Source organism: Rheinheimera texasensis, from assembly GCF_964031785.1.
Lineage (GTDB): Bacteria > Pseudomonadota > Gammaproteobacteria > Enterobacterales > Alteromonadaceae > Pararheinheimera > Pararheinheimera texasensis_A.
Map to the genome: position 1 here is coordinate 344,581 of NZ_CAXIRE010000019.1, position 25,043 is coordinate 369,623.

At 53.0% G+C, this 25,043-nt stretch carries 20 protein-coding genes; 6 read left to right on the forward strand and 14 right to left on the reverse strand.

What is annotated here, in order from left to right:
• Nucleotides 1-72: 72 nt before the first annotated feature.
• From ABNT34_RS10020 to ABNT34_RS10030, 3 genes are all read left to right on the forward strand, one after another.
• Nucleotides 73-492 (forward strand): HEPN domain-containing protein, encoded by a 420-nt coding sequence (locus ABNT34_RS10020; RefSeq protein WP_348731188.1) that lies wholly within the window; start codon nt 73-75, stop codon nt 490-492.
• Nucleotides 493-630: 138 nt separating this feature from the next.
• The gene (locus ABNT34_RS10025; RefSeq protein WP_348731190.1) at nt 631-1,638 is read left to right on the forward strand and encodes an SIR2 family protein; all 1,008 of its coding nucleotides are present in this window, start codon (nt 631-633) and stop codon (nt 1,636-1,638) included.
• Nucleotides 1,631-2,653, forward strand: coding sequence for a DUF262 domain-containing protein (locus ABNT34_RS10030; RefSeq protein ID WP_348731192.1), 1,023 nt, complete (start codon nt 1,631-1,633; stop codon nt 2,651-2,653). Before ABNT34_RS10025 ends, ABNT34_RS10030 begins: the two co-directional genes overlap by 8 nt.
• Nucleotides 2,654-2,843: 190 nt before the next feature.
• Here ABNT34_RS10030 and ilvA read toward each other — a convergent pair whose 3' ends face one another.
• From ilvA to ilvG, 4 genes are all read right to left on the reverse strand, one after another.
• Nucleotides 2,844-4,409, reverse strand: a complete 1,566-nt coding sequence (gene ilvA, locus ABNT34_RS10035; RefSeq protein WP_348731706.1) for a threonine ammonia-lyase, biosynthetic — start codon at nt 4,407-4,409, stop codon at nt 2,844-2,846.
• A 162-nt stretch (nt 4,410-4,571) separates the two neighbouring features.
• Complete coding sequence (ilvD, locus tag ABNT34_RS10040) at nt 4,572-6,422, reverse strand: dihydroxy-acid dehydratase (RefSeq protein ID WP_348731193.1); 1,851 nt, start codon at nt 6,420-6,422, stop codon at nt 4,572-4,574.
• 380 nt (nt 6,423-6,802) lie between these two features.
• A complete protein-coding gene (ilvM, locus tag ABNT34_RS10045; RefSeq protein WP_348731194.1) occupies nt 6,803-7,078 on the reverse strand; it encodes an acetolactate synthase 2 small subunit in 276 nt (91 codons plus the stop codon).
• Between the two features lie 2 nt (nt 7,079-7,080).
• On the reverse strand, nt 7,081-8,748 hold the full coding sequence (gene ilvG / locus ABNT34_RS10050; RefSeq protein ID WP_348731195.1) for an acetolactate synthase 2 catalytic subunit: 1,668 nt from the start codon (nt 8,746-8,748) through the stop codon (nt 7,081-7,083).
• 525 nt (nt 8,749-9,273) lie between these two features.
• Between ilvG and ABNT34_RS10055 the strand changes: the two genes are divergently transcribed.
• Nucleotides 9,274-9,537, forward strand: coding sequence for a DUF1289 domain-containing protein (locus ABNT34_RS10055; protein ID WP_348731197.1), 264 nt, complete (start codon nt 9,274-9,276; stop codon nt 9,535-9,537).
• Between the two features lie 165 nt (nt 9,538-9,702).
• Here the strand turns inward: ABNT34_RS10055 and ABNT34_RS10060 are convergent, their stop codons facing one another.
• From ABNT34_RS10060 to ABNT34_RS10070, 3 genes are all read right to left on the reverse strand, one after another.
• The gene (locus tag ABNT34_RS10060) at nt 9,703-11,484 is read right to left on the reverse strand and encodes an alpha-amylase family glycosyl hydrolase (RefSeq protein WP_348731199.1); all 1,782 of its coding nucleotides are present in this window, start codon (nt 11,482-11,484) and stop codon (nt 9,703-9,705) included.
• A 130-nt stretch (nt 11,485-11,614) separates the two neighbouring features.
• Entirely contained in the window at nt 11,615-12,592 is a 978-nt protein-coding gene (locus ABNT34_RS10065) for a catalase family peroxidase (protein ID WP_348731201.1), read from the reverse strand.
• Between the two features lie 126 nt (nt 12,593-12,718).
• Entirely contained in the window at nt 12,719-13,441 is a 723-nt protein-coding gene (locus ABNT34_RS10070) for a putative 2OG-Fe(II) oxygenase (protein WP_348731203.1), read from the reverse strand.
• Nucleotides 13,442-13,573: 132 nt separating this feature from the next.
• On the opposite strand from ABNT34_RS10070, the gene ABNT34_RS10075 reads away from it, so the two are divergent.
• On the forward strand, nt 13,574-14,038 hold the full coding sequence (locus ABNT34_RS10075; RefSeq protein ID WP_348731204.1) for a GNAT family N-acetyltransferase: 465 nt from the start codon (nt 13,574-13,576) through the stop codon (nt 14,036-14,038).
• Here the strand turns inward: ABNT34_RS10075 and ABNT34_RS10080 are convergent, their stop codons facing one another.
• From ABNT34_RS10080 to ABNT34_RS10095, 4 genes are all read right to left on the reverse strand, one after another.
• Nucleotides 14,039-17,245 carry an efflux RND transporter permease subunit gene (locus ABNT34_RS10080; RefSeq protein WP_348731206.1) on the reverse strand — a complete coding sequence of 1,069 codons (3,207 nt, stop codon included), beginning with the start codon at nt 17,243-17,245 and terminating at the stop codon, nt 14,039-14,041.
• A complete protein-coding gene (locus ABNT34_RS10085) occupies nt 17,245-18,351 on the reverse strand; it encodes an efflux RND transporter periplasmic adaptor subunit (RefSeq protein ID WP_348731208.1) in 1,107 nt (368 codons plus the stop codon). The genes ABNT34_RS10080 and ABNT34_RS10085 overlap by 1 nt, the downstream gene beginning before the upstream one ends.
• Before the next feature lie 272 nt (nt 18,352-18,623).
• Nucleotides 18,624-19,316 carry a 16S rRNA pseudouridine(516) synthase RsuA gene (gene rsuA / locus ABNT34_RS10090; protein WP_348731210.1) on the reverse strand — a complete coding sequence of 231 codons (693 nt, stop codon included), beginning with the start codon at nt 19,314-19,316 and terminating at the stop codon, nt 18,624-18,626.
• A gap of 67 nt (nt 19,317-19,383) precedes the next feature.
• A complete protein-coding gene (locus ABNT34_RS10095) occupies nt 19,384-20,124 on the reverse strand; it encodes a transporter substrate-binding domain-containing protein (protein WP_348731212.1) in 741 nt (246 codons plus the stop codon).
• Between the two features lie 335 nt (nt 20,125-20,459).
• Between ABNT34_RS10095 and ABNT34_RS10100 the strand changes: the two genes are divergently transcribed.
• Nucleotides 20,460-21,806 carry a sodium-dependent transporter gene (locus ABNT34_RS10100; protein ID WP_348731213.1) on the forward strand — a complete coding sequence of 449 codons (1,347 nt, stop codon included), beginning with the start codon at nt 20,460-20,462 and terminating at the stop codon, nt 21,804-21,806.
• 82 nt (nt 21,807-21,888) lie between these two features.
• Here the strand turns inward: ABNT34_RS10100 and ABNT34_RS10105 are convergent, their stop codons facing one another.
• From ABNT34_RS10105 to ABNT34_RS10115, 3 genes are all read right to left on the reverse strand, one after another.
• Nucleotides 21,889-22,317 (reverse strand): hypothetical protein, encoded by a 429-nt coding sequence (locus tag ABNT34_RS10105; protein WP_348731215.1) that lies wholly within the window; start codon nt 22,315-22,317, stop codon nt 21,889-21,891.
• 190 nt (nt 22,318-22,507) lie between these two features.
• A complete protein-coding gene (locus ABNT34_RS10110; RefSeq protein WP_348731217.1) occupies nt 22,508-23,332 on the reverse strand; it encodes a DUF417 family protein in 825 nt (274 codons plus the stop codon).
• Between the two features lie 94 nt (nt 23,333-23,426).
• Nucleotides 23,427-25,025 carry a methyl-accepting chemotaxis protein gene (locus tag ABNT34_RS10115; protein WP_348731219.1) on the reverse strand — a complete coding sequence of 533 codons (1,599 nt, stop codon included), beginning with the start codon at nt 25,023-25,025 and terminating at the stop codon, nt 23,427-23,429.
• Nucleotides 25,026-25,043 lie beyond the last annotated feature (18 nt).

Consider the following 25,043-nt stretch of genomic DNA (forward strand, 5'->3'; position numbering starts at 1 on the left):
ATTGTTTTAACTTGGAACTATTGTGACAAGCCACCCGCCACAACAACGGGTTTGGCAACCAGGAGGACATGGATGGTTCAGACTGCAACGGCACCCACTGCCGTGTCGGAAAACCCTACTGCTATTTTTGATACTGCCATTGCGCTTTTTATTCAAAGCGGGGAACGGCTGCTTGAGCTATTCGACAAACTATCCAAACCCGAGCAACAAGCCAATGAAGTGTTAAAACGCTCTGCTTTAGTGATGACATTAACTACCTGGGAAACCTTTATTGAAAGCTGGCTCAGAACACAAATGTGTCAAAAACTGGCCGCGCTAAAAGGTAGCTTTGCCGGTGACTATATCCAGAAGAAATTCACCGACGCCATTAACCGGCTGCATAACCCGGATGCTGTAAAAGTTCGGCAACTGAGTCTGGAGTTTTGCAGTTTGATGTCACCGAACATTGGTTGTGGAATAACTTTGATAAACATGAAGTCTGTACTTAACTAGATAAATACCTGATTATCCACGATAAAGAAGATGATCATTTTATGGTGAATATAATGTGCGTTAAACGCATTTGACCTTGTATCTGTATACGAAACAAATATGACTCACTAATTCAGTTAGTAACAAAATAAGAGTTTTATGAAAGAACTAGCAATAATACTTGGAAATGGTTTTACTATAGATTTAATAAACCACCTAAAATACTCTACCTATATTGATGTAATTGATCTTTTCGCTAAAGGTTCAGAGCTTAAATTTCCCGGCCGAGAGAACTCTGGATTTCTGACCAGTAGAAATTGTCCATCTCTTATTGCACTTGGTATATATCCGGGCGTTAGCAAAGATAAAGCTAATGAAGTATTCGAAAAAATAATAACGTGTGCAAATTTTTTCCACTACGGCGAGCATTTTATCAGCTCAAAAGAAACTAGCTTATATGTAAAGGCCTACTTTGAAATAGTAGAATATCTCAAATTTCTATTTATATGGTATGACGAGCTATTTTCCAATATGAATTGGCGCTCAGAAATTGAAACATGGCAGTGGTTCAAATTTCTCAAGGAATCTATAGATAAATATGATAAAATCCATATCTACACACTTAATTACGACACATTTCTAGAAAAATGCTTAGATGAAATCAAAGCTTCATATAGAATAGTTGAAGTAGAAAAATCCGGCGACCACAAGTTTGAAATATACAAACCTCATGGCTCAATCAGTTTTACTTCGACAGCAAAAAGCAAAGTCGAAACACCTTACAGCATACCTCTCAACTTTAGGGACTCCATACAATCTAGCGACATTAATGTTGAGTACGAATCCTTAATTAATAATAGAATTATAAATACCATAATACCTCCATATGGTGATAAGGACAGAACAAATGCTTCGTGGTCGGCACAAATGACTAGCATCTTCGCCAACAACATCAAAGACTGCGAGAAAGTTTTAATATGTGGAGTTTCCTACTGGCATGTGGATAGAAAAGAACTTGACAGTGTATTATTAGCTGCCAACAAAAACTCTGAGATTTTAAACATAAATCCAAATCCAAGCTCTCTTTTGAATGCAATTCTCCAAAGTCGATTCGAAAAGTTTGAGCATCATAGAACATCATCAATACTGAGAAATTTTTATGGCTAAGATAACAAGGAATTCAACGACCATTACTGTTTCTGACTTCTACGAAAATCACATTCTGAAAAAGTATAACTTTGATCCAAAGTATCAAAGAAAGTCAGTATGGTCTGAAGAAAAGCAGGCTTACCTTGTAGATAGCATGCTGAACAACTACCCTATTCCTCCAGTTTTTTTACATCAAATCATAGACGCTCAGACTGGAAAGACTAATTATGATGTAATCGATGGAAAACAGAGGTTAATGTCAATAATATCATTCATAGAAGATAGACTTTACATAGCTAACGAATTGGAAGACGAAAACTTAAAATTAGCTGGCATGTTATTTTCAGAAATACCTAATGATGTAAAATCAGAGTTTTGGAAGTATAGATTACCTGTAGAATTAATCGATATTGAAGATGAAAAAACATTAGACAAACTATTTGACAGACTAAATAGAAATGGCGAGAAACTAAATGGGCAAGAACTGAGGAAATCAAACTACTATAACTCACCACTGTTAAAGGTAGTTAACAATATTTGTGAAACTCACATCTTTTGGAAAAGCAGACTATCAGTCGCCACAGACCTTTCCCGCATGGAAGATCAAGAATTTGTTTCTGAATTAATATTCGCCTTGAATGAAGATAAAATATATAGCTCATCACCAGAAATAATAGACAAAAAATATGAGGAATATAGTAAATTTGATGACAACTGGGCGTCAGAAATCACTGAAAAATTTAATGAAGTCACTAACTTAATGGAGAATTTCAACATAAACTATGATGAGTTCAGAATATCTGGCGTAAGCCACCTTTATGGCCTGTGGCTATTATCAATTGAAAAATACAAGAGCCGCGATGATTCAAATATATCAACTGAACTTTCAGTGTTTTTCGAAAAACTAAGAACGCAGCCAATAACAGATGATTATATAAGAGAGTACAAACTTAGCATGAGCTCTGGTACAAAAATGCAAACTCAACGCGCACGACGTCGGGATGCATTACTCAAATATATATATGGACAGTAGAGCTAGCCCGCTCTAAAAGAGTAAAAATATAATATGAAAACAAAAATTTGAGGCGCAATCTAGGGTGCCTCAATTAGGATGTGTGAAAAAAGTTCGTTTAAACGTAGTGACACATGTAATTGGGCGAGGTCAGGCCTCGCCCCTCCGGCCCTTCGCAGAGCTCAGGGCGTTCAGTCGGCGAAGCGCAACATTAGTTGCGCTTCGAAACCCCGACTTCACCCGTCAAAAACGTCCGATAAGAACTATTGCCGCTGACCAGCTGATACGGATACCCCAAAGCCTCTAAATGCCCTTCAATTTCAGCAGGATCAGCAATCTCAAAGCCTGCCAATACATCGCCAGTGGCGGCACCGTGGTTGCGGTAATGGAACAAGGTGATATTCCATTTCTCGCCCAAGGTATTGAGGAAGTTCATCAGCGCGCCGGGGTATTCCGGGAAGTTGAACTGGTAGACTTGTTCGTTGACCAGACGCGGTGGCATGCCGCCGACCATATGGCGGACGTGGAGTTTGGCCAGTTCGTCGTCGGATAAATCCTGGAACTGGTAACCGGCGTCGGTCAGCGCTTGCGTGACTTGAGCCAGTTCCTGTGCGCCGTTTCGAAGTTTGATGCCAACAAAAATATGCGCTTTGTTGTCACTGGCGTAGCGGTAGTTAAATTCGGTGATGGCGCGGCCGCCGAGTGTCTGGCAGAAGCGGCGGAAGCTGCCTTTTTCTTCCGGAATAGTCACCGCGAATACGGCTTCTTTTTTCTCACCCAGTTCACAGCGCTCGGATACATACCGCAGCGTGTCAAAGTTTAAGTTGGCACCACTTAATACCGCCGCCAGCTGCGTCTGTTCATTCACGTCGCCGGTCTGGCTATGTTGCTGCGCGTATTTTTTCAGGCCAGCTAAAGCCAAAGCTCCGGCTGGTTCGGCCACGGCGCGTAGGTCTTCAAAAATGTCTTTGATCGCCGCGCAGATCTCGTCGCTCGTGACTGTCACCACTTCGTCGCAAAACAGCTGGGCCAGTTTAAAAGTCTCAGTACCGATGCGTTTCACTGCGACGCCGTCGGCGAATAAACCAACTCGGTCCAACGTCACAGGTTCACCGGCTTTCAGTGCGGCGTCTAAACAGGCGGCGTCGTCTGGCTCTACGCCAATCACCCGCACATTTGGCAGCACAGCTTTGATATAAACCGCCATACCGGCCAACAAACCACCACCACCGACCGGAATAAATACCGCGTTGAGCTGGTTGTTTTGCGTCAGGAGTTCTTTCGCCACAGTGCCTTGGCCGGCGATCACATCAACATCGTCAAACGGCGGAATATAAGTAGCACCGGTGCTTTTCGCCAGCTCAATGGCGTGGCGGTTGGCTTCGTCAAAGGCGGTGCCGTGCAGCAGCACATTGCCGCCAAAACCGCGCACTGCGCTGACTTTGATTTCTGGCGTAGTGATCGGCATCACAATAGTGGCGTGCAGGCCGAGTTTGCTGGCTGACAAAGCCACGCCTTGGGCGTGGTTGCCGGCAGACGCACAAATGACACGGGTGCTGTCTAAAGTGCCGGCTGCTGTGGCCTTCGCCGCCACCTTATGCAGCTTATGAAAAGCGCCCCGCAGCTTAAAGGAATATACCGGCTGATGGTCTTCGCGTTTAAGTTCCACCTGGCAACCGAGGCGTTTGCTTAGTTTAGGCATTGCCTGCAGCGGGGTTTCCACCGCTGCCTGATACACCGGCGATAATAAAATTTCGCGCAGATAATGTTGTTGCAGCGCCGCTTTTTCATCATGCGGCTTCGCCTGGTCTGCCGGATGGGCTTGTAACGCAGCACTACCCGTACCAGGAGCAGCCACTTGTTGTAACGCAGTCATAAGGTCTCGCCTTTCTGATTGGCCGGGCTATGGCTTTTTACCCACAGCGCCGGCCTGAAACTATTAGTCTCCCAGCTTGGACAAATCGCGCACGGCGCCTTTGTCGGCTGAGCTTGCCAATAAGGCATAGGCTTTGAGTGCCGGGCTGACGTAACGGGTACGGTCAACCGGTTTCCAGCCTTGTTTGCCTTTGGCGTCCATGGCAGCGCGGCGCGCCGCCAGAGTTTCGTCAGAAATTCGAATATTAATACTGCGGTTTGGAATGTCGATGTCGATGCCGTCGCCATCTTCGACCAGCGCAATAGCGCCGCCGCTGGCTGCTTCCGGCGAAACGTGGCCAATCGATAAACCGGAAGTGCCGCCGGAGAAACGGCCGTCGGTAACTAAAGCACAGGCTTTGCCCAGGCCCATTGATTTTAAGTAGCTGGTTGGATACAACATTTCCTGCATACCCGGGCCGCCTTTTGGCCCTTCGTAGCGGATCACTACGACATCACCGGCTTTGACCACGCCGCCTAAAATGGCGGTCACGGCGTCGTCCTGCGATTCAAATACCCGCGCCACACCGTTAAACACCAGGTTGTCTTTGTCCACACCGGCGGTTTTGACGATACAGCCGTTTGGCGCCAGGTTGCCGTACAGCACCGCTAAACCGCCGTCCTGCGAATACGCATGTTCTTTACTGCGGATACAGCCGTTTTCGCGGTCATCGTCCAGCGTCGGGTAACGGCAGTTTTGTGAAAACGCCTGCGTAGTGCGGATGCCGGCCGGGCCGGCGCGGTAGAAGTCTTTCACTGCTTGGTCTTGCGTCGTCATGATGTCAAAACGGCTTAATACATCACCGAGTGAACTGCCGGCCACGTGCGGCGTGTCCGGGTTGACCAAACCGGCGCGCTGTAACTCGGCCAGAATGGCGACCACACCACCGGCGCGGTGCACATCTTCCATATGGTATTTCTGCGTCGACGGCGCCACTTTGGACAAATGCGGCACGATGCGCGACAGCCGGTCGATGTCGGCCATGCCAAAATCGACTTCAGCTTCAATGGCGGCGGCCAGTAAATGCAGCACTGTGTTGGTGGAGCCGCCCATCGCGATGTCCAGCATCATGGCGTTTTCAAAAGCGGTTTTATTGGCGATAGAACGCGGCAAAGCGCTTACGTCATCGTTTTGATACCAGCGGCGCGTCAGTTCCATAATGCGTGTACCGGCGCTGACAAACAGCTCGCGGCGGTCGGCGTGGGTCGCCAGCATCGAGCCATTGCCCGGCTGGCCTAAACCTAAGGCTTCCACTAAACAGTTCATCGAGTTGGCGGTGAACATGCCGGAGCAAGAACCGCACGTCGGGCAGGCGCTGCGTTCGATTTTTTCGCTGTCTTCGTCTGACACGTTTGGATTGGCGGCCGACACCATCGCATCGACTAAATCAAGTTTGATGATTTGATCTGAAAGCTTGGTTTTGCCGGCTTCCATCGGGCCACCGGAGACAAAAATTGCCGGAATGTTCAGGCGCAGCGCGGCCATTAACATGCCCGGCGTGATTTTGTCGCAGTTGGAGATACAGACCATCGCATCGGCGCAGTGGCCGTTCACCACATATTCGACCGAGTCGGCGATGATTTCGCGGGACGGCAGGCTGTACAACATGCCGCCGTGGCCCATGGCGATGCCGTCGTCGATGGCGATGGTGTTGAATTCTTTGGCGATACCGCCGGCCGCTTCAATGGCTTCTGCCACCAGTTTCCCGAGGTCGCGCAGGTGCACATGGCCCGGCACGAATTCGGTGAACGAGTTCACCACGGCGATGATCGGCTTCCCGAAGTCGGTGTCTTTGACACCCGTGGCGCGCCACAAGGCACGGGCACCCGCCATATTGCGGCCTTCGGTGGTCGTGGCTGAACGTAATTTAGGCATGCAATTTACTCCTGCATAGGCAAATTTAGTGATGCGGCGCCAATCTGTTAATTATCTGAAAGATGCATGCGCCAGCATCGGGTTTTGGGTTCAGGGCCACTTGGTTGTAACGTCACCGCCTGTGGCGGTGATCATGCCGGGCTGTTATCGGTGCCCGTGCTTTTTTATGTTGCCGGATTTCGGTCCGGCACCGTTTATTCATCAAACTCTGACAGCATTCACCGTCAGGCTCAGAGATTGGTATTCACACTACGCAGACACGCCGTGAACCCATCCATGGGGGCTCCTCTGCGGCTTCCCTGCCGCAGAGGGTCTGCTCCGCGTGAATACCAACCTCTGTCAGATTCCAGCGAAACGCTAACTATCTTTACAGGTTCTCATCACGCCCTAAGCGCACCGGCTTCGGCCTGGTGCAGCTCCAGATCCAGCACGTCGTACAGCTTATTCAGCTGATTGACCAGCAGGCTGATCGGCTTGTCGCTGACCACGCTTAAGGTTATCAGTAAACCACTCACATCAGCCAGCGGCTTTAGTTCAAGCCCGGCTAAAGTAAAACCACGGTAGCGGGTGACCTGCAGTAAACGTTCGACCGCGACGGCTTCGTGGCGGGTTTGGATAGTCAAAGTATGCTGGTGGCTGTTGGCTGCGTTGCTCATGGTTATTCCTCCCACTGCGGTAAGTCGGTCATCATGTCGTGGTTGGCGGCACCTGGTGGTACTAATGGCCAGACGTTGTCCGTTTCGTCGATGCGTACGTGTAACAAATAAGGCCCCGGCCAGCTGAACATGGCGTCTAAGGCCGATTCCACTTCGTCTTTATGGCTGATGCTGTGGCCTGGGATGGCAAAAGCGGCAGCCAGCGAGACAAAATCCGGGTTGTCGGACAAATCGGTTTCGCTATAGCGGCCGGCGAAAAACAGCTGTTGCCATTGTTTCACCATGCCAAGGCGCTGGTTGTCGATCACGACGATTTTGACCGGCAGGCGGAAGCGTTTGATGGTGGCCAGTTCCTGCACGTTCATCATAAAAGAGCCGTCGCCGGTGACCAGCACGCTGGTGTCCTGCGGCCGTGAGATTTTGGCGCCAATCGCCGCCGGCAAGCCAAAGCCCATAGTGCCGAGGCCGCCGCTCGATAAATGATTGCGCGGTGAGTTAAAGCGCATATGCTGCGCCACCCACATCTGGTGCTGGCCAACGTCGCAGCTGACGACAGAATTGTCCGGCATGCGTTCGCTCAGTTGCTTCAGCAATAATGGCGCGTAGATACGCTCGCCCGGATGGTCGTAGCGCCAGCCGTGCTGGGCTTTCAGCGTGGCGCAGTGCGTCTGCCAGGCACTGTAATCACCAGCAACGGTCAGTGCCGGCAAAAGCGCTTTTAAATCACCTAACATAGCCACTTCAGCAAACCGTAGTTTGTTGATTTCGGCTGGGTCGATGTCGATATGGATGACCTTGGCTTCCGGCGCGAATTTCTTTAAATTGCCGGTCACCCGGTCATCAAAACGCGCGCCTAAACAAACCAGTAAATCCGTTTGTTGCACGGCAATATTGGCGGCCTGGGTGCCGTGCATACCCAACATGCCTAAATACAGCGGGTTGGCTTTTTCTACCGAGCCCATGGCTTTTAACGTGGTGACCGACGGCATGCCGGTCGCGGTTAAAAAGGCGTTTAATTCCGGCAAGGCGTCAGCCATATGCACACCACCGCCGATGTAAGCCATAGGTTTTTTCGCCTGCTGCAGCAAAGTGCGGGCACTGGCGATTTGTTCGGCGAATTGGCTCAGTTCAGGCGCGGCGCTGGTGGCGGTCAGATGCAGCGGTTGATAATCCACTTGCGCCAGCTGCACGTCCTTGGGGATATCGACCAGCACCGGGCCGGGGCGGCCGCTTTGGGCCAGCACAAAGGCTTCGCGTAACGTGTCGGCCAAATCGGCGACGTCGCGCACATAAAAACTGTGTTTGGTGCAGGTCAGGCTCATGCCCAATACGTCAACTTCCTGGAAAGCGTCGGTGCCGGCCACGGCTTGCGACACCTGGCCAGTGATGGCAACGACTGGTACAGAATCCAGCAGTGCATCGGCTAAAGCAGTGATGAGGTTGGTGGCGCCGGGGCCGGAAGTGGCCAGACACACGCCGGTCTGACCGCTGGCGCGGGCATAACCGATGGCGCTGAAACCGCCGCCTTGTTCATGACGGCAGAGGTAGTGTTTGACCGGGCTTTGGTACAGCGCGTCGTAAATCGGCATGATAGCCCCCCCCGGATAACCGAACACGGAATGCACGCCGTGCTCGGTTAATAATTTCACTACCAATTCTGCGCCTGTCATGCCCGTATCCTCTGTCTGTCCGGCTTGTGCCGGTCGCTTTGCCAATTTGGCTTTTGTCTGTTCACCCGCCAATCCCGCGCGGTTTTTTCAGGGCCCAGAAAGTACAAAACCCCCGGACCTTGCGGTGCGGGGGTTTTGTCGGAATCTGATTATTTTACGGTTTCAGTCCCAAACAGCAGCCCCCGCGGCGACTAATAATCACCACGTTCACGAGGACCACAATAATGTTCAGGATGGTTGTTTTACGCATAATGTTTGTAGCAATAACTCTGTTGGTTATATGTCAAAAAACGGCAATGGCGCTTTGGCCACAGCAAAACGCTATTAGAAATAGCCGTCTGCACGGCCTGAGTCAACAGTTATTTTTGCTTTTCGTAAAAAAAGACGGCCATACGGCTAGCGCTCAGCAAGTAACCAGCTGATTTAACAGAAGTTCGCCAAATCTTCAGCACGATGTTGCCGGTGGCGCTGTCGGCACGGATTGAGTAGACTCAGGCCATATCGCCTTTTTTCCGCCAGCGGCTTATGGACCAACTCGAGCTGTTTGACTTACCCAACCCCTGTATCGGGGTCTGCACCAGCAATAACCGCGGTTATTGCGTGGGTTGTCTGCGCTCGCGGGATGAACGATTCGACTGGCACAACAAACCGGTGGCCGAACGCGCCCGCATTCTGAAATTACTGGAGCAACGCCGGATCCGCCGTGACGCCGCACGACTGGCCGGCAAACCCGACAGCAACCTCGAAGCTGATCAGCCACCTTCCACGCCAGATCTTTTCGGTTTTTAAACGCAGTCGAAGGGGCGCCCGGCCCTTTAAAAAGTCCGCTGTCACTGCACAACCACACAAAATAGGGTGCGACAAACATCAGTCACAGGGGACCGGGGTCAAACTCGGAACCAGGGCGCCAGACACAGGAAGTGGCAGCGGTGCATGCAAACCGCTGCCGGATGATCAATTCGACCAGCTACGTAATTGCCAGCCCGCCAGTTGCGTGGAGTTTGCTTCAGCTTCATTCCAGCCGTTTTGCAGGCTGCTGTCCTGCAGCAGTTCAGCCGGCAACGCTTGCGGCGCTGCCGACAGGTTCAGCACAAACACCGACTTTTTCCCTGCCAGTTCGCGGCTGATTTGCAGCAATTTGCCATCATTCAGTGTTTTTGCTTCATAGCTGCCGGCCACACCAAATTCCGCCCGTTGCTGTTTTTGTCTGATCAGGAATTTGTACAAAGACCACAGCGATTTGGCGTCCTGTTGTTGGTCTGCCACCGTCACTTTGGCGGCCAGCTGCGCTTGCAGGAACGGCGTCCACCAGCTGGTTTCACGCTGCGGCGGGAACAGCTTGTCTGATTGCACCCAGGCATTTGCAGCAGTGGTGAAACCGGCCTGCGGGCTTTGGTCCCACAGCATCGGCGCGCGGCGCTGAATATGCTCGGCGTCCGACGCCTGGCTCAGGCCAATTTCTTCGCCGTAATACAGATAAGTGCTGCCAGGAGATGTCAGTAACATCGCCGCCGCCAGCTTGGCTTTGTTCAGATCGCCCTGTAGCTGCCAGCCGATACGCGGCTGGTCATGATTAGTTAAAAACGGGCTGAAATAACCCATCGGTACACCGGCAGCTTTACGGGCATTGAAATTGACTTGTAATAACTGTTCGCTCGCGGCAGCACCGGCCGTATTCATAGTGCCGAATTCAGCTTTAACGCCGCCGTTGCCTTGGAGCAATTCCAGCACTTTGTAGCCAAATTCAAAATCAAAACCAGCGTCCAGCGCCTTGCCATCACCGGCGTATTTGGCGGCGACCGGTAAATCGGCCCAGGCTTCGCCGACCAGCATCGCATCCGGTTGTACCGACTTGACGTATTGAGTGAAATCTTTCCAGTATTCAATAGTTTCCGCAGTATCGGCCTGGCCGTCCGGCCCGGTTTCAATGGCGTAACGCACCGCATCTAAGCGAAAACCGGCCACGCCTAAATCCAGCCAGTATTTGGCCATCTTTTTCATTTCAGCGACCACATCCGGATGGGTCAGATTTAAATCCGGCTGCGAGGCGCCAAAAGCGGCGTAATAATATTCTTTGCGGCCTTCGTGATAATGCCAGACCACTTTCGGGTCGGTTTTGCTGGCGTCCCAGGCCGGGCCCCAGCCGTCGGTCGGCAGGTCTTTGCGCCAGATAAAATAGTCTTTATAAGGGGCTTCACCGGCGGCAGAGCGTTTAAACCAGTCGTGTTGGTCTGAGATATGGTTAATCACTAAGTCGAGGATAATGCGGATATTTTTGGCTTTAGCAGCATCGATCAGCGCTTTAAATTCCTGCTGGCTGCCATAATCTTTTTCGACCTGATAAAACTCAGTGAAGTCATAGCCGTGATAACTCGGCGCTTCGAACATCGGCGTCAGCCACAGCGCATTGACGCCTAAATCGGCTAAATACGGTAGTTTTTGCGCGATGCCGTTAAAGTCGCCGGTGCCATCGCCGTTGCTGTCGGCAAAACTGCGTGGCCAAATCTGATAAAACACCGCGTCCTGCCACCAGGGTTTGGTTGCACTGACAGCCGTAGTTGCCGGGCTGGCACTCTGGCTGATAACAGGTGCAGTTATGGCTTTGCTGGTCTCAGGCGCCGGATTACACGCCGACAATAACGCTGACAACAATGCCGCCAGTGCCAGTGAAGGCAAAGCGCGGCGACACTTCGCAGCTACAGGAGATAAGGCAGTACGCAAATTTGTAGTGGCCATCGGCGGCTCCGGTGAAGAAAGACCGCCTCAGCTTAGACGAAGAACAGCGGCGCCGAACAGCACCGCTTTGGTGCAAAAACACTGCATACGATTGCAGCCGTGCATTTGCACCGGTATCAAGACAACAACATCAATGGCCGGTCAGGCGTTTACCAAAGGAAATGGCATAAGCGGCCGAACGCATGGCCAGGATTGGGTCGGCACTTGGGCTGATACCCGCGCTCAGCACATTGGGGTCAAAATTGATGTTATCGCAGGCATTGTCGCCCTGACTGCGCAGCGTCACCACACCAACCTGCAGCGTTTTGCGCGACGCCGGCCACTGCACCGACGGGTCCGGCAAATTATCACCGGCTTCAGCCAGCACCAGCTCTAATTTAAACTGCACCGGGCCTTGTTGCAGCCGTTCCGCCAGCCGCTGTTGCAGGAATTCGGTGGGTTTGGCGGCGATTTCGGCGGCAGTTAAGCCTTTGATGCCATCAACCGGTTGCAGCTGCCAGCGCACGGCCTGTTGCTGGCCGGTTTTGTTGCTCAGCATAAAACTATGCAAACCAAAATAAGGCGTGCTGGCATAACTGGCAGGTGGTGCCGTGTCGGCCAGATATTTCGCCTGCGGCTGGGTATCCGGATGAGCAGCGCGGTAGGCCGCCACTTTCGTCAGATCCGGTTTACCGTCCGGCCCCGGAATGAGGGTTTTTAATAAACCGAGAAATGACTCCGGATCTTTGGCGCCAAACATCGGTGTCGACAGCAGCGCGAAATGCTGCAGCTCGCCGTTATTGAGTTTAATTTGCAGCGCCAGCCCGCGCGGAGAGCGGCTGTTTTCAGCGGCTTTGGGGTTGCCACCGGCCATCGAAAAACGTCCGAGCAGCGGATAAGTGTCGCCACTAAACAGCATCGAGCTGCTAAAAGCCTGCGCGACCGTGTCGCCTTTAAAGTCACCGGCGACACAAAAACCTTTGGCGTGGCCTTTACGTATGCCTGGGTGTTCACCGAAGATCTTGGCAAAAGTATCAATAAATTCCGGCGCTGTGGCCGGTTCTGCAGCCCCAACAGTGGCTGCACTGCATATAGCCATGACGGCGGCAATAAATGGAACTGGGCGCATCGGTTTGTCCTCATCGCGGTTGGAAACAATAGTGTTGCCGCTCTGGACCTGTATTGCTGCTTTTTTTGTGCAGCGATCACGATGAAAACGCCGATTTTCCGGTTAATTGCCGGGAAGCAGTGCCGCTTAGCTGATTTTTCGCAAGATTTTGCGGATCTTGGCAAAACGCGGTTTGTCGGTTTTTTTCACGACCTGCAGCGCCGGATGCGAGGCATTAAACGCCAGACTGATGCGGGTGGCGCTGCCGCGATATGGATTGACGCGATGCCCGAGCCAGCTTGGGAAAATGTACATGTCGCCGTCTTTGGGCGTCACCGAAAAACTCTGCTCGCGCAGTGGCAACGGGCTATGGATGTTTAACGGACAGCTTTGCTGATTGATAAACACCGTTTCGCCGCCCACATCGTCACCGCCACAACGCAGATAATAAAAACCGCTGACGACCACGCCACTGCGGAAATGATCATGCGCTTTATTAAAATGGCCGGTTTCATTGCAGTTGGCCCAGACTTCCAGTTGCCACAATGCTGGGTCCAGTGGCGTCTCAATGGCAAAATAGTGTTGTGCCCAAACATTTAAATGTGCCGGAATTTGACTGATAAAGCAGCTTATTACCGGTTCGCTGCGGAGTTGCAGCACCGAAGGCGAATGCCAGCCGCCGACATTGGTTTTACTGGCAGACGGTAACTGCTGACGCAGCTGCAGCACTTCTGCAATTAAACCGGGCGCAAATTCTGCGGCATCAGACCAGGTCACCCGTAAAACCTGACTGGGAAATAACGACAACACTTCGTGCATATTTTCGCCAAAACAGTAAGCAAATCTGGCGAAATGATAACTATTTTGCATAAAATTGCCAAACTTAACTGTTTGGCACTGGCGCAAATAACCGTGTCGCGGCCGGTCTGTTTCGACCAAAGACACATCTGCGGGCAAGTCTGATAAACTGCCATTGCTGTGTTCACTCAATCATGAAGCCCGATGCAACTGCAAAATCTGACGACCTGTCCTGACCTGATCCCCACCATAGCGCAATGGCATTTTGGCGAGTGGCATGCGTTGTTTCCGCACAAATCGGTGGAAGACTTCGCCGCCGACCTGCGCGAATCGCTGCAGCAAGATGGACTGCCGCAAACATGGCTGTTGCTGGACGAACAAAATCAGCCGGCCGGCACTGCGTCTTTACTGTTGTCGGATATGACCACCAATCAGGATTTAAGCCCTTGGCTAGCCAATATTTATATCCATCCGCTGCAGCGCGGCAAAGGTTTAGGCAAAAAAGTGGTGCAGCATGTAATGAATGAGGCGCGCCAGCGCGGCCTCACCACCATTTATCTGTTTACCGAAGACCAGCAGGCTTTTTATGAAAAGTTAGGCTGGGAGCTGCATCACCGCGAGTTCTATGAGAACCATTGGGTCGCGGTGATGCAGTATGAGTTTTTCTGATTAGCTGTGAGGGGCCACACGCTGATAGTGATAGGCGTAATACACCACCGGGATCACGACGAGTGTTAACACAGTCGATACGCCTAACCCGGCAATCAGTGCCACTGCCAGACCTCCAAAAATCGGGTCGTCCAGGATAAACATCGCGCCCAACATCGCTGCCAGCGCAGTCAGAATAATAGGCCGCGCCCGTATCGCAGAGGCGTGCACTACTGCCTGATCCAGCGCGACACCTGCCGCGGTTTGTTGCTGAATCGCATCCACCAGCAAAATCGAGTTCCGCACGATAATCCCGGCCAGCGCTATCATGCCAATCATTGAAGTGGCCGTGAACTGCACGCCGAGCAACCAATGGCCCGGCATAATGCCGATAATGGTGAGCGGAATCGGCGCCATGATCATCAGCGGCACACCATAGGATTTAAACTGCGCCACCACCAGCAGGTAAATCATGATAAGTCCGACGCCATAAGCAATGCCCATGTCGCGGAAGGTTTCAAAGGTGATTTGCCATTCACCGTCCCACTTGATGCTGATTTGGTCGGTATTTGTGGGCACACTGAATAGTTGTTGTGGCAGCGCGGCTTGCTGATCAGCCAGTGCAGCTTTTACATCCAGCATGCCGTACAGCGGGCTGTCCGGGCCACCGGCCAAATCAGCGGTGACAAAGACCACAGGCCGTAAGTCTTTACGATAAATCGTATTTTCTCTTGTGGTTTCGACTTTGCGGGTCAGCTCCGACAACGCAATCAGCTGACCGGTTTGACTCACAACCGGCAACTGCCCGAGTGTAGTCCAGCTGGCCAGCACGCCTTCGCCCAATTGCAGCTCGACCGGCGTCAGCTGGCGCTTATGCTCGTCGCGGACAAAAGTCGCGGTATGACCGGCCACCGCCATTTGCAAAGTCTGATTAATCGCTTCAACCGACACACCAAGCAAGGCGGCTTTTTGCTGGTCAGCAACCAGCTGCCAGCGCGGTTGCGGCGCTTCAACCGTGCTGTCGATATCGACCAGCAGAGGGGTTTTGGCGAACTGCTGTTGTAATGCACTGGCCGCTTTGAGCTGCGCCGGATAATCCGGGCCATAGACTTCAGCCACCAGCGGCGCCAACACTGGCGGGCCGGGCGGCACTTCCACCAGCTTGATGCTGGCACCGGTGCTTTGTTCGAGTTGGCTTAATAGCGGCCGCACCCGCAGTGCAATAGCATGGCTTTGCTCGTCCCTTTGATGACGGTCCTGCAGATTCACCTGTACATCGCCCTGCCAGGGGAGCTGGCGCAAATAATATTGCCGCACCAGACCATTAAAATTCATCGGCGCGGCGGTGCCGGCATAAGTCTGTAAATGGGTGACTTCCGGTAAGGTCAGAAGCGCGCTGCTGACCTGATTCAGCACGGCTTGAGTCTGCTCCAGCGTGCTGCCTTCAGGTAAATCCACCACCACCTGAAACTCAGATTTATTATCAAACGGCAGCATTTTCAGCACCACCTGCTGACTGGTGACCAGCAGTACCGACATGATGATAGCCGCCAGTAAACCGACCAGTAATTTGACCCGGTTATTACGGCCAGCGCGGGCCCGCAGCATCGGCTGCATCAGGCGGCGGAAGAACTGCTCGAGTTTTTCGTCTTGCGTGTGATGCGCGCCGGCCGCCGGCGTGCGATGCGCGAACATTTTCAGGAACAACCAGGGCGTAAAAATAAAGGCCACCAGCAAACTCAGCAGCATGCCCATACTGGCATTGAGTGGTATCGGGCTCATATAAGGCCCCATCAGCCCGCTGACAAAAGCCATCGGCAATAAAGCGGCGATGACTGTGAAAGTCGCCAGAATAGTCGGGCTGCCGACCTCTTCCACGGCCAGCGGTACTGCGTCGGCCAACGGTTTGCCGCCCAGTAACCAATGCCGATGCAGGTTTTCCACCACGACAATAGCGTCGTCGACCAAGATGCCAATAGAGAAAATCAGTGCAAATAGCGACACGCGGTTTAAGGTAAAACCATAAGCCCAGGAGGCAAACAACGTCAGCGCCAGCGTGATCACCACAGCTGCACCAACCACTATGGCTTCGCGTTTACCCAGCGCCAGGCCCACCAGTAACACCACAGAGGCGGTGGCAAAAATCAGTTTATGAATAAGCGTATCGGCTTTGTCTTTGGCCGTGACGCCATAATCGCGGCTGATACTGAGTTCGATATCGCGGCTTAAATAACTTTGCTGCAGCTGGGTCAGCTTGTCCTGCAAGGCGGCCGTGACATCGACCGCATTAAACCCCGGTTGTTTCGCCACAACCACAGTGACGGCGGCCGAGCTCAGCGCAGTGCCCGCAGAACCCGTTGGCTGCAAATGCTGCACATAAGTGTCAGGCTCAGCCACACCACGGCTGATGTCGGCGACGTCGCGCAAATACACCGGCAACAATTCACCTTTTGCGCCGTTGCGTACTGCAACTACCAGCTGAGCGACTTCATCGGCATTGGTTAAAAAGCTGCCGCTTTCCAGCTGCACTAATTGCTGCGGCGCCAACATCGCCTGACTGCTGCGCACAGTGCCGGCTTGTTGCAGCGCCTGACTTAATTGCGGCAACGACAACTGATAGGCGCTTAAGCGCGCCGGGTCCAGCCGTACGCTGACCTGTTCGGCCTGGCGGCCGATGCTGTAAATATCGCGGCTGCCCGGTACCTGCTGCAGCTGTTCCTCCAGCAGATTGGCGGCGGCCTGAAGTTCCGCGCGGCCCAGCTGCGGGTTTTTACTCCACAGCGTCACCGCAAACACCGGCACATCGTCGATGCCTTTGGGTTTGATCAGTACAGGACCGATATTGGCCGCGGCCGGCTGCCAGTCGGCTTTGGCATAAAACGCGTTATAGAGGCGCACTAAAGCATCAGTGCGTTTTTCGCCGACTTCAAACTGTACGGTGAGCACTGAGCGACCCGGTTCTGACACTGAATACACATGTTTAACGCCGGCAATTTCGGCGATGATTTTCTCGGCTGGCACCGCCACCTGCTGCTCGACCATCGCAGCCGAAGCGCCCGGATATGCGATAAAAACGTTGGCAAAAGTCACTTCAATCTGCGGTTCTTCTTCACGCGGCGTGACCAGCACCGCAAACAGCCCCAGCAACAAACTGACCAGCGCCAGCAGCGGCGTGATCTGATTTTGCTTAAAGGCTGCGGCTAAACGGCCAGAGATGCCAAGCTGCATTATTGTGGCTCCTGCGCTGTGCTGACTTGCTGCAACAACGCTTTGGCATCCAGCGCGATGTGTTGCCCGGCGCTTAAGCCTGATAACACCTGATACTGGTCATTCTGTAGCTTCTGCAACCTGACCGGCTGCAAGCTGGGTTGAGCTGCTTGCTGCAGATACACCATCGCCACTTCACCGCGCCATAACACCGCACTGGCCGGGACCACCAACTGCGGCTCAGTGCCGGTTTGCAGCTTTAGCTTGGTCCAGCTGCCTGGATACAGCTGCTGCGCGCTGTAATCCGCGACCGGCAATTTCAGCCGCAGTAAAAAGCTATGGCTTTGGGCATGGCCCTGCGGTGCTATGGTCAAATCCGGCGCACCTAAGCTCAGGCTGCTGCCGCCTGCCAGTTGCAGCTCAGCCGCATTGCTTTGCCGGGCCGCCGTTAATTGTTGTGGCAGCTGAGCACTTACCCGCAGATGTTCGAGGCTGAGGCCAGTTAACAAGGGTTTGCCCGGCGTCGCCAGCTCACCGAGTTCAACCAGCCGCTGTTGCAAAATGCCGCTATAAGGCGCACGCACCACGGTTTGTTCTAACTGCTCACGGGCGGCACTGACGGCGGCACTGGCTTGTTGCTGCCGCGCTTTGGCGGCGTTGAAGTTGGCCTGTGCCAAATCCAGCGCGGCTTTGGCAACTAAACCCTGCTGATGGATTTGCTGCACGCGTTTAAGTTCTTTGTCCTGCTCGGTAAAACGCACCTGCGCTTCACTGAGTGCTGCGTCAGCCTGCGCCAGCCGGGCTTTTTGTTCGGTGTCGGTAAAACGCACCACCACCGCGCCCTGCGGCACCAGGTCATTGACATCAAAAGGTAATTCGATGATCCGGCCCGAGGTTTGCGCTGAAATAGTCGATTGCGCCACCGCTTCGACCAGCGCCGGCAATTCCAGCCAGACCGGCTGCGGTTGTGGCGTGAGCTTGAACCACTCAGTTGCACTGGCCGCTGTCACAGGCTGCATGCCGATAATCAGCGTGGTGACCAGCGTTTTGACCAGCGTTTTGACCAGCGTTTTGAAAAGTGCGGCGACTGATGCGCTCAGCGGCCGTCCCAGTTTTTTCCTCTGCATAGTGCCTCCAATTTGGTGTGGTGCTGCTGGGCGACAGTCCCGTGAAGAGTTCCAGATGCCAGCGACCGTATAGTGACCACAACTTGCATTAGATAAATTTAATATAAGTATATATTAGAAGATCCTAATTAGAAAGTGCTGACAATCAGACGTCGCAGTGGCGTGCAGGTCAACACAGGATGTATATCAAAGGCAGATGATGAGAGAACAACAGGGGAAAGCGCAAAGTATTTAACCCTGACGCTTAGTCAGGGTTAGATACTTAAATCAGATCAATTAAATAGAGAAATTTCTTCGGCAGTCAGCTGACGGTATTCGCCCTCAGCCAGGCTGCTGTCCAGCGTCAGCGGGCCGACGCGTTCGCGGTGTAAGCGGATAACTTTATTGCCAAGGGCGGCAAACATGCGTTTCACCTGGTGATAACGGCCTTCGTGAATGGTCAGCAGGCATTCGGTCGGGCTGATGATTTCCAGCTGCGCCGGTTTGGTCAGCGTTTTTTCCCCGCGCAACATCACGCCTTCAGCAAACTGAGCGATGGCGCTGTCTTCGACCGGATCTGCCAGCCAGGCACGGTAGGTTTTGGCGCATTCATGTTTCGGGCTGCTGATTTTATGTGACCACTGGCCGTCATCGGTGATGAGCAGCAAGCCTGTGGTATCCAGGTCCAGCCGGCCTACGGTATGCAGCTTATCGGGATTGGGTTCATCCAGCAGCACAAACACCGTGTTGTGGTCCGGGTCGTCAGTCGAGCAAACATAACCGGCGGGTTTATGCAGCAGAATGTAACGCGGGCCGGTCAGCCGCAGCGGTTCGTCATCCAGCAACACAACATCAGAGTCTTTGATTTGCTGCGCCGGCTGTTTGCACAGCAAGCCATTGAGCAGAATTTCACCTTGCCGGATCAGCTTGCCAGCCTGGCTGCGGGTCAGTCCGGTGCAATCGCAGACAAATTTATCTAAACGCATAAAAGGCCATCCGTTTGAAACAGGGCGCCAGTCTACTGAGCCACCGCACTGGCTGCAAGCAAGGGGATTAAAGTGGTTTTAAGCCATACAAGGCCAGCCGGTCCAGCCAATATTTTTGTTGACTGAGTTGCTGCAGCGCCTGCTCAAATTGCGGATACAGGTCCTGATAATGGCGGGTAAACAGGATTTGCCGGCGATAGGCCGGATATGGCTGGCCGGTGATTTTCAGTTTGCCGAGATATTGCGTCTGGCGGCCATAATATAAAAAGCTGGAGCGGGTGATCACCACATGCTCCAGCTGTTTTTCCAGCAATAACGCCAGATTTTCTTTATCGGAATCAGCGTCAATGCGCTGGATTTTGCCTTCGGCGATTAATTCGTTCAGGCCCGGATAACTGTAACCGCGGACAGCGCCAATGCGGCTGCCGGTCAGTTCACTCAGCTGCTGAATTTTCTGGCTGTGCTGCGGGGAGACAAATACTTCGCGATCAGAAAACAAAGTACCGGACCATAAATAAGGCGGGTCTTGCGCGGTAAACCAGGCCGGATTGGTCCAGAGTGCGATCACCGGCAACTGTGCCGCCAGCCGTTGATTCAGTTCAGGCCGGCTTAACAGCTGCAGCCGCAGCTGCACCTGGTCACCCATTTCCTGCTGCAAAGCCCGCAGTACATCGTAATTTAAGCCAGTCTCAGTATCAGCGTTAATGACAAAAGGCGGCGCCTGGTGATACGCAAACAAAGTCACCACAGTGCTTGCGGTGGCGCTTTGCAGCCAAAGAGATAAAACCAGCAAAAAGCCAAACCGCATACCGCAGAACTCCGCCTCGTTGTTAGATCTAACCTTAGCCGTCATCGCTGCGTTACGCCAACCGGAAAAATGTTGCTTTTTTGTTTAATAACATAAAAGTCAGCGGGCAATGAAACCTGTCCGGACGCACGCTGCGCTAGCAACAGCAGCAAGCGGGCTTTGCTAACCTGTTGCTAACCGCAATAGCGCCGGGCTCAGCGTTTTTTGGTTGCATTTACCTGCTGCTTTCCTCTACATTGCTGCTGCCGCTGTTTGTCTTCTGTGCAACAGCAGGTCCGAGGTTGCCCGCCAACCCACATAATTATTAAAACGAATGATTCACCGACGAGAACATCATGACTGATCAATTAACCTCCCGGGGCAACTGGGGCTCACGCATCGGCTTTATCCTGGCCGCCGCTGGCTCAGCAGTAGGTCTGGGTGCAATCTGGAAATTCCCTTATGTCGCAGGCGCCAATGGCGGCGGCGTGTTTTTGCTGGTGTACCTGGCTTGTGTGTTCTCTGTCGGTGTCGTGATGATGCTGGCCGAGATGATGATTGGCCGCAGCGCGAAAAAATCAGCCACTTCGGCCTACCGGGCGCTCGGCAAAGGGAAATGGCACTGGGCCGGCTGGATCTCGGTACTCTGTGTCTATTTAATCCTCGGATTTTATTGTGTGGTCGGTGGCTGGACCATTGCCTACATAGTCGAGGCCATCAAAGGCGATATTCTGACCACAGACGCGAAAGTGCTCAGTGATACCTTTACCAACTTTATTGCCGACCCCACTGCTGCGCTGATTTACACCGCTGGTTTTATGGCAATCACCGCGCTGATTGTCGTCGCCGGCGTGCAGGCAGGCATCGAGCGGATCTGTAAGGTACTGATGCCAGGCCTGTTTATTCTGATGTTATTCCTGGTCTACCGCAGCCTGAGCCTACCGGGCGCCATTGAAGGCGTGATGTATTTTATTACGCCGGACTGGAGCAAACTGTCGATTAAAATGGTGCTGGACGCCTTAGGTCTTGCGGTGTTCTCGCTGTCGGTCGGCGCCGGTCTGATGATCGCTTACGGTTCTTATTTAAGCGAAGAAACCAAGATTGTGAACGCCGGTTTGTGGATTGCCGGCCTCGCCACTATGGCGTCTGTATTGGCTGGCCTGATGATTCTGCCGGCGGTATTTGCCTTCCACGTAGACCCGGCTGCAGGCCCGGGCCTGACCTTTATCACCATGCCGGCACTGTTTGCACAGATGGCCGGTGGCCAGTTACTGGCTCTGGTGTTTTTCTCGTTATTGCTGTTTGCCGCTGTGACCTCGTCAATTTCTATTCTGGAACCGGCGGTGGCCTTCCTGATCGACGAATACAGCATGGGCCGTCTGGCTGCGACGCTGTGGGTCAGTATCAGTAACTTCCTGATCCTCTGTGTCCCCGCGGCCCTGTCGTTTGGCAGCATGGCTGAGAGCATGAAAGTCTTTGGCAAAACGCCGTTTGACCTGATGGATTTTGTCGCCTCTAACCTGCTGATGCCACTGGGCGGTATGTTTGCCGCAGTCTTTGTCGGCTGGACTATCTGGCACAAAATTAAGCCAATCCTGGAAGACGAGATGCACAAACACGTGCTGACCGGCTACCGCCTGCTGGCTGCAGTCGTAGCACCGCTGCTGATTGCGATTGTGGCTTATATGACGATTAAAGGCTGATACCGGGCGCTATAGCCCTGACTGACACAAAGCCAGCAAATGCTGGCTTTGTTATTTCTGCGCTGGTCATACACCAATCTGCTTAACTGTCGGTCTTTTTCACCGGCTTCGCAGCCGAAGGGGCCGACAGGGCTTTGCTCGATTTACCCGGATGCAGGTATTTGTCTTTCGGCGCAAAAGCGCTTGGCATCACTTCAATGCCCAGCTTCCGGCCGAGTTTGACGATAAGCGGAATAGTAATAGGGGCGAAAGGCAAAATGGCAAATACACCGAGGCCAGTGGCGCGCAATACGTCAGCCAGCTGAGAATTGGCTTGCTGCAGCTCAGCTTTACTGACCTGGCCAGTCACATATTGCTGATAAATGCGCAGCATCTGCTTGGTTTCAGCTTTTTCCTGCGACAACGCACATTGCAGACGGATCATGCCAAAGCGGATCCGCATCATACTTTTGCGACGTTGTAACCGGAGCACACGCACAGGCGCTTTATGCAGGTGACGTAACAGTCTCATTCCGATCCTCGGGGGTCGCAACACACCCTCAGGCGATACATCAAAAATGTGGCCGGGTGTACCTGCTATTATCGTCTTCTGCTGTAAAGAAAAACAGTATTATTTGCTGATTTTTTACCCCTGCTTTGGTCGCAGCTATGACACTGCATTACCTGGTGCTGAACCTGGTACTGACTCTGCAGCTGCGCGGTTAAGCCAGCCGCGAGCCAGAGCGTTGCCACCATGCCTGTGCCAACAGCAGCATATTGGCGATAAACCACAGATCTTTGATGATAAAAACGCCGCTGCTGCTGAGCACACCGGGCGACGACCAAGATGGCGGAAAGCTGATTAAAAACGTCTGCGTCGTGATAAACACAGACCCACACATCAGAAACCCCGGGATAAACAGCCGCGGCCAGCGATAACCGGCGGCTAACAGTAGCAGCGCCAGCCAGTCAAATAAGCCAATCAAATCCGAGGCCATTTGCTCATCAGCAACCAGATAGAGCCAGCTCAACAACGGCGAACTGCTGACTAAATCAACAATGCCTTTGGCTTCAAACGGAAAAAACTTCATCCCGCCGATCCACAGCAAGACCAGACCAACCGGCACAAAATTCAGCCAGAAACGCTCGGCGGCAGTGGCAACCGGCCAGCGCAATAACGTGATCCCTAAAGCGAGTAGCGCCAGATATTTAATCACGCCTTGGCCTGAGCCCAGCATCGGGAAGCCGCCGAGGCTGGCGATATAATGCTGCGTACCAAATAAACTGATGAGCGGCAGCGCACTGAACAGGATAAGGCTCAGCGCCAGCAGTTGCTGGGCCAGCCGCCAGCGCAGGCTCAGTAACGCGAGAACGACCAGCGCCGATAACCCCCAAATTTGCGGTTGCGCCACCTGCGCCAGCAACCCGGGCGATACCGGGGCATAAAACGCGACGATGGCGCTGAAGGAGCCATATTGACCTGCCTGCACAGACTCAGCGATCAACGCAGCAGAAACGGCAATAAGGAGTAACACGATGGGCAGCATAGCAGGCAACCTGAATAAAATGACGACGGGCAACGGACCGGCGCAGTAGCCGAATTCTTTCACTGCGCCTGCGGCTTTTATCCGGACGACCGGGTCACAGTTTAAATAAGGCCGCCGTTTTACTCAGTTGTCCGGCCAATCCGGTTAACGCTTGGCTGGTCGATGCCACCGCCTGATTTGCCGCACTCACCGACTGACCATTTTGTTCAAAAGCCGTAATTTCATGCTTCAGCGCACTGGCTTTTTGCTGAGACTGGTTGGCTAAATCCGCCGCTTCCTGACTCACCCCGGCCAAAGTCAGGATCACCTGCCGGCCCTCTTCCAGCGTCTGCACCAACTGTCCGGCCAGTTCCACTGAATGCTGAGCGGTTTCACGGTTTGATTGCATATTGGTCACCGCCGCCTGGATCGAGTCGACAATTTTGGCCAGCATATTGTTGATTTCAGCGGTCGATTGCTGCGTTCGTACCGCCAGTGTGCGGACTTCATCGGCAACCACGTCAAAACCCCGACCGGATTCACCGGCCCACGCGGCCTCAATGGCAGCGTTCAGCGCCAGCAGGTTGGTCTGGGAAGCGATCTCTGCGATGGTTTTCACCACTCCGGACACTTCGGTCCCGGTCACTTGCAGCGTCAACAACATCTGCCCGGTCGTTTCGATATCCCCGGACAACTGACTGATACTGTCCGCCGTCTGCCTGACTTCACGCTGGCTTTGTGACATCGCCGCCGCCCCTTCATGGGCGGACCGCGCAGCATGCACCGACCGGCCGACACTGGCTTCCATCTGTTGTTCCAGCTGCGCCATGCTGTGCACTAAAACCAACAAGGTTTGTTCCAGCTGCTGTACTGCGCTGGAAGACTGCGCCGAACTGCCGGCCAGCGCGCTGACCGCCTGGTTAATGCCGGAGATAGCCTGGTAAATATCTGAGATGCCGCTTTTAAACACCCGCAGCAACTGATTGATACTGGCGGCCACACTATTTACCTCTGCAACCGTGTCGGTGCCAAGGCTCCTGGTTAAATCACGGCTGTCGGCGACTTGCTGTAAATCGTCGGATAAACGGATGATCGGATTGGCAATTTGTTTTTGCGCCAGCAGGAAAAAACCGACAGCCACCATACTAATCAACAACAACAGCACCACCACAGTGCTGCTGTTTTGCGACAAGGCGCCGCTGATATTGTCGGTACTGGTCTGCGCATCTTTGGTAATTTTGGCGGCGAGGCTTTCAAGCTGTTGATTTAATGTATTCGCGATCTGATTAAGGTCGCTGAGCCGGACACGGGCCTGGTCCCAATCGACCTGTTCGGCCTGCATGACCTGCAACAGTTGCTGCAGGGCTTGCTGCAGTTTTTGTTGCTGTTGCTGCAGTGCCTGCCCGCCGACGGCATTTAATACAGTCAGATGCGGTTGCAGGCTTTGTGCTGTTTTCTGCTGTTGCTCGCTGAACTCAGCACTTTTGGTCACAGTGCCATACAACTCATAGCCGGTCAGTACTTGTTGCCGCGAGGCATTCTGCAGGGCCGACACGGCTTGCAATGCCGGCACGGAGCGGTCGACAAAACCGCTTACTTCGTGCATCAGCTGGCGATTACTTTGGATCAGTAATAGTGCAGCGACCAAAGTGACGATAAAAATGGCGGCATAACCGATAAAAATACGACTTTTCACTGAACCTGAACGAGCCAAAACACACCTTCCTGCAGC

Excerpts from the sequence above, each read along its gene's own strand:
- ABNT34_RS10020 (WP_348731188.1), top strand. The coding sequence starts at position 73 with ATGGTTCAGACTGCAACGGCACCCACTGCCGTGTCGGAAAACCCTACT.
- ABNT34_RS10025 (WP_348731190.1), top strand. The coding sequence starts at position 631 with ATGAAAGAACTAGCAATAATACTTGGAAATGGTTTTACTATAGATTTA.
- ABNT34_RS10030 (WP_348731192.1), top strand. The coding sequence starts at position 1,631 with ATGGCTAAGATAACAAGGAATTCAACGACCATTACTGTTTCTGACTTC.
- ilvD (WP_348731193.1), bottom strand. The coding sequence starts at position 6,422 with ATGCCTAAATTACGTTCAGCCACGACCACCGAAGGCCGCAATATGGCG.
- ilvM (WP_348731194.1), bottom strand. The coding sequence starts at position 7,078 with ATGAGCAACGCAGCCAACAGCCACCAGCATACTTTGACTATCCAAACC.
- ilvG (WP_348731195.1), bottom strand. The coding sequence starts at position 8,748 with ATGACAGGCGCAGAATTGGTAGTGAAATTATTAACCGAGCACGGCGTG.
- ABNT34_RS10055 (WP_348731197.1), top strand. The coding sequence starts at position 9,274 with ATGGACCAACTCGAGCTGTTTGACTTACCCAACCCCTGTATCGGGGTC.
- ABNT34_RS10060 (WP_348731199.1), bottom strand. The coding sequence starts at position 11,484 with ATGGCCACTACAAATTTGCGTACTGCCTTATCTCCTGTAGCTGCGAAG.
- ABNT34_RS10065 (WP_348731201.1), bottom strand. The coding sequence starts at position 12,592 with ATGCGCCCAGTTCCATTTATTGCCGCCGTCATGGCTATATGCAGTGCA.
- ABNT34_RS10070 (WP_348731203.1), bottom strand. The coding sequence starts at position 13,441 with ATGCAAAATAGTTATCATTTCGCCAGATTTGCTTACTGTTTTGGCGAA.
- ABNT34_RS10075 (WP_348731204.1), top strand. The coding sequence starts at position 13,574 with ATGCAACTGCAAAATCTGACGACCTGTCCTGACCTGATCCCCACCATA.
- ABNT34_RS10080 (WP_348731206.1), bottom strand. The coding sequence starts at position 17,245 with ATGCAGCTTGGCATCTCTGGCCGTTTAGCCGCAGCCTTTAAGCAAAAT.
- ABNT34_RS10085 (WP_348731208.1), bottom strand. The coding sequence starts at position 18,351 with ATGCAGAGGAAAAAACTGGGACGGCCGCTGAGCGCATCAGTCGCCGCA.
- rsuA (WP_348731210.1), bottom strand. The coding sequence starts at position 19,316 with ATGCGTTTAGATAAATTTGTCTGCGATTGCACCGGACTGACCCGCAGC.
- ABNT34_RS10095 (WP_348731212.1), bottom strand. The coding sequence starts at position 20,124 with ATGCGGTTTGGCTTTTTGCTGGTTTTATCTCTTTGGCTGCAAAGCGCC.
- ABNT34_RS10100 (WP_348731213.1), top strand. The coding sequence starts at position 20,460 with ATGACTGATCAATTAACCTCCCGGGGCAACTGGGGCTCACGCATCGGC.
- ABNT34_RS10105 (WP_348731215.1), bottom strand. The coding sequence starts at position 22,317 with ATGAGACTGTTACGTCACCTGCATAAAGCGCCTGTGCGTGTGCTCCGG.
- ABNT34_RS10110 (WP_348731217.1), bottom strand. The coding sequence starts at position 23,332 with ATGCTGCCCATCGTGTTACTCCTTATTGCCGTTTCTGCTGCGTTGATC.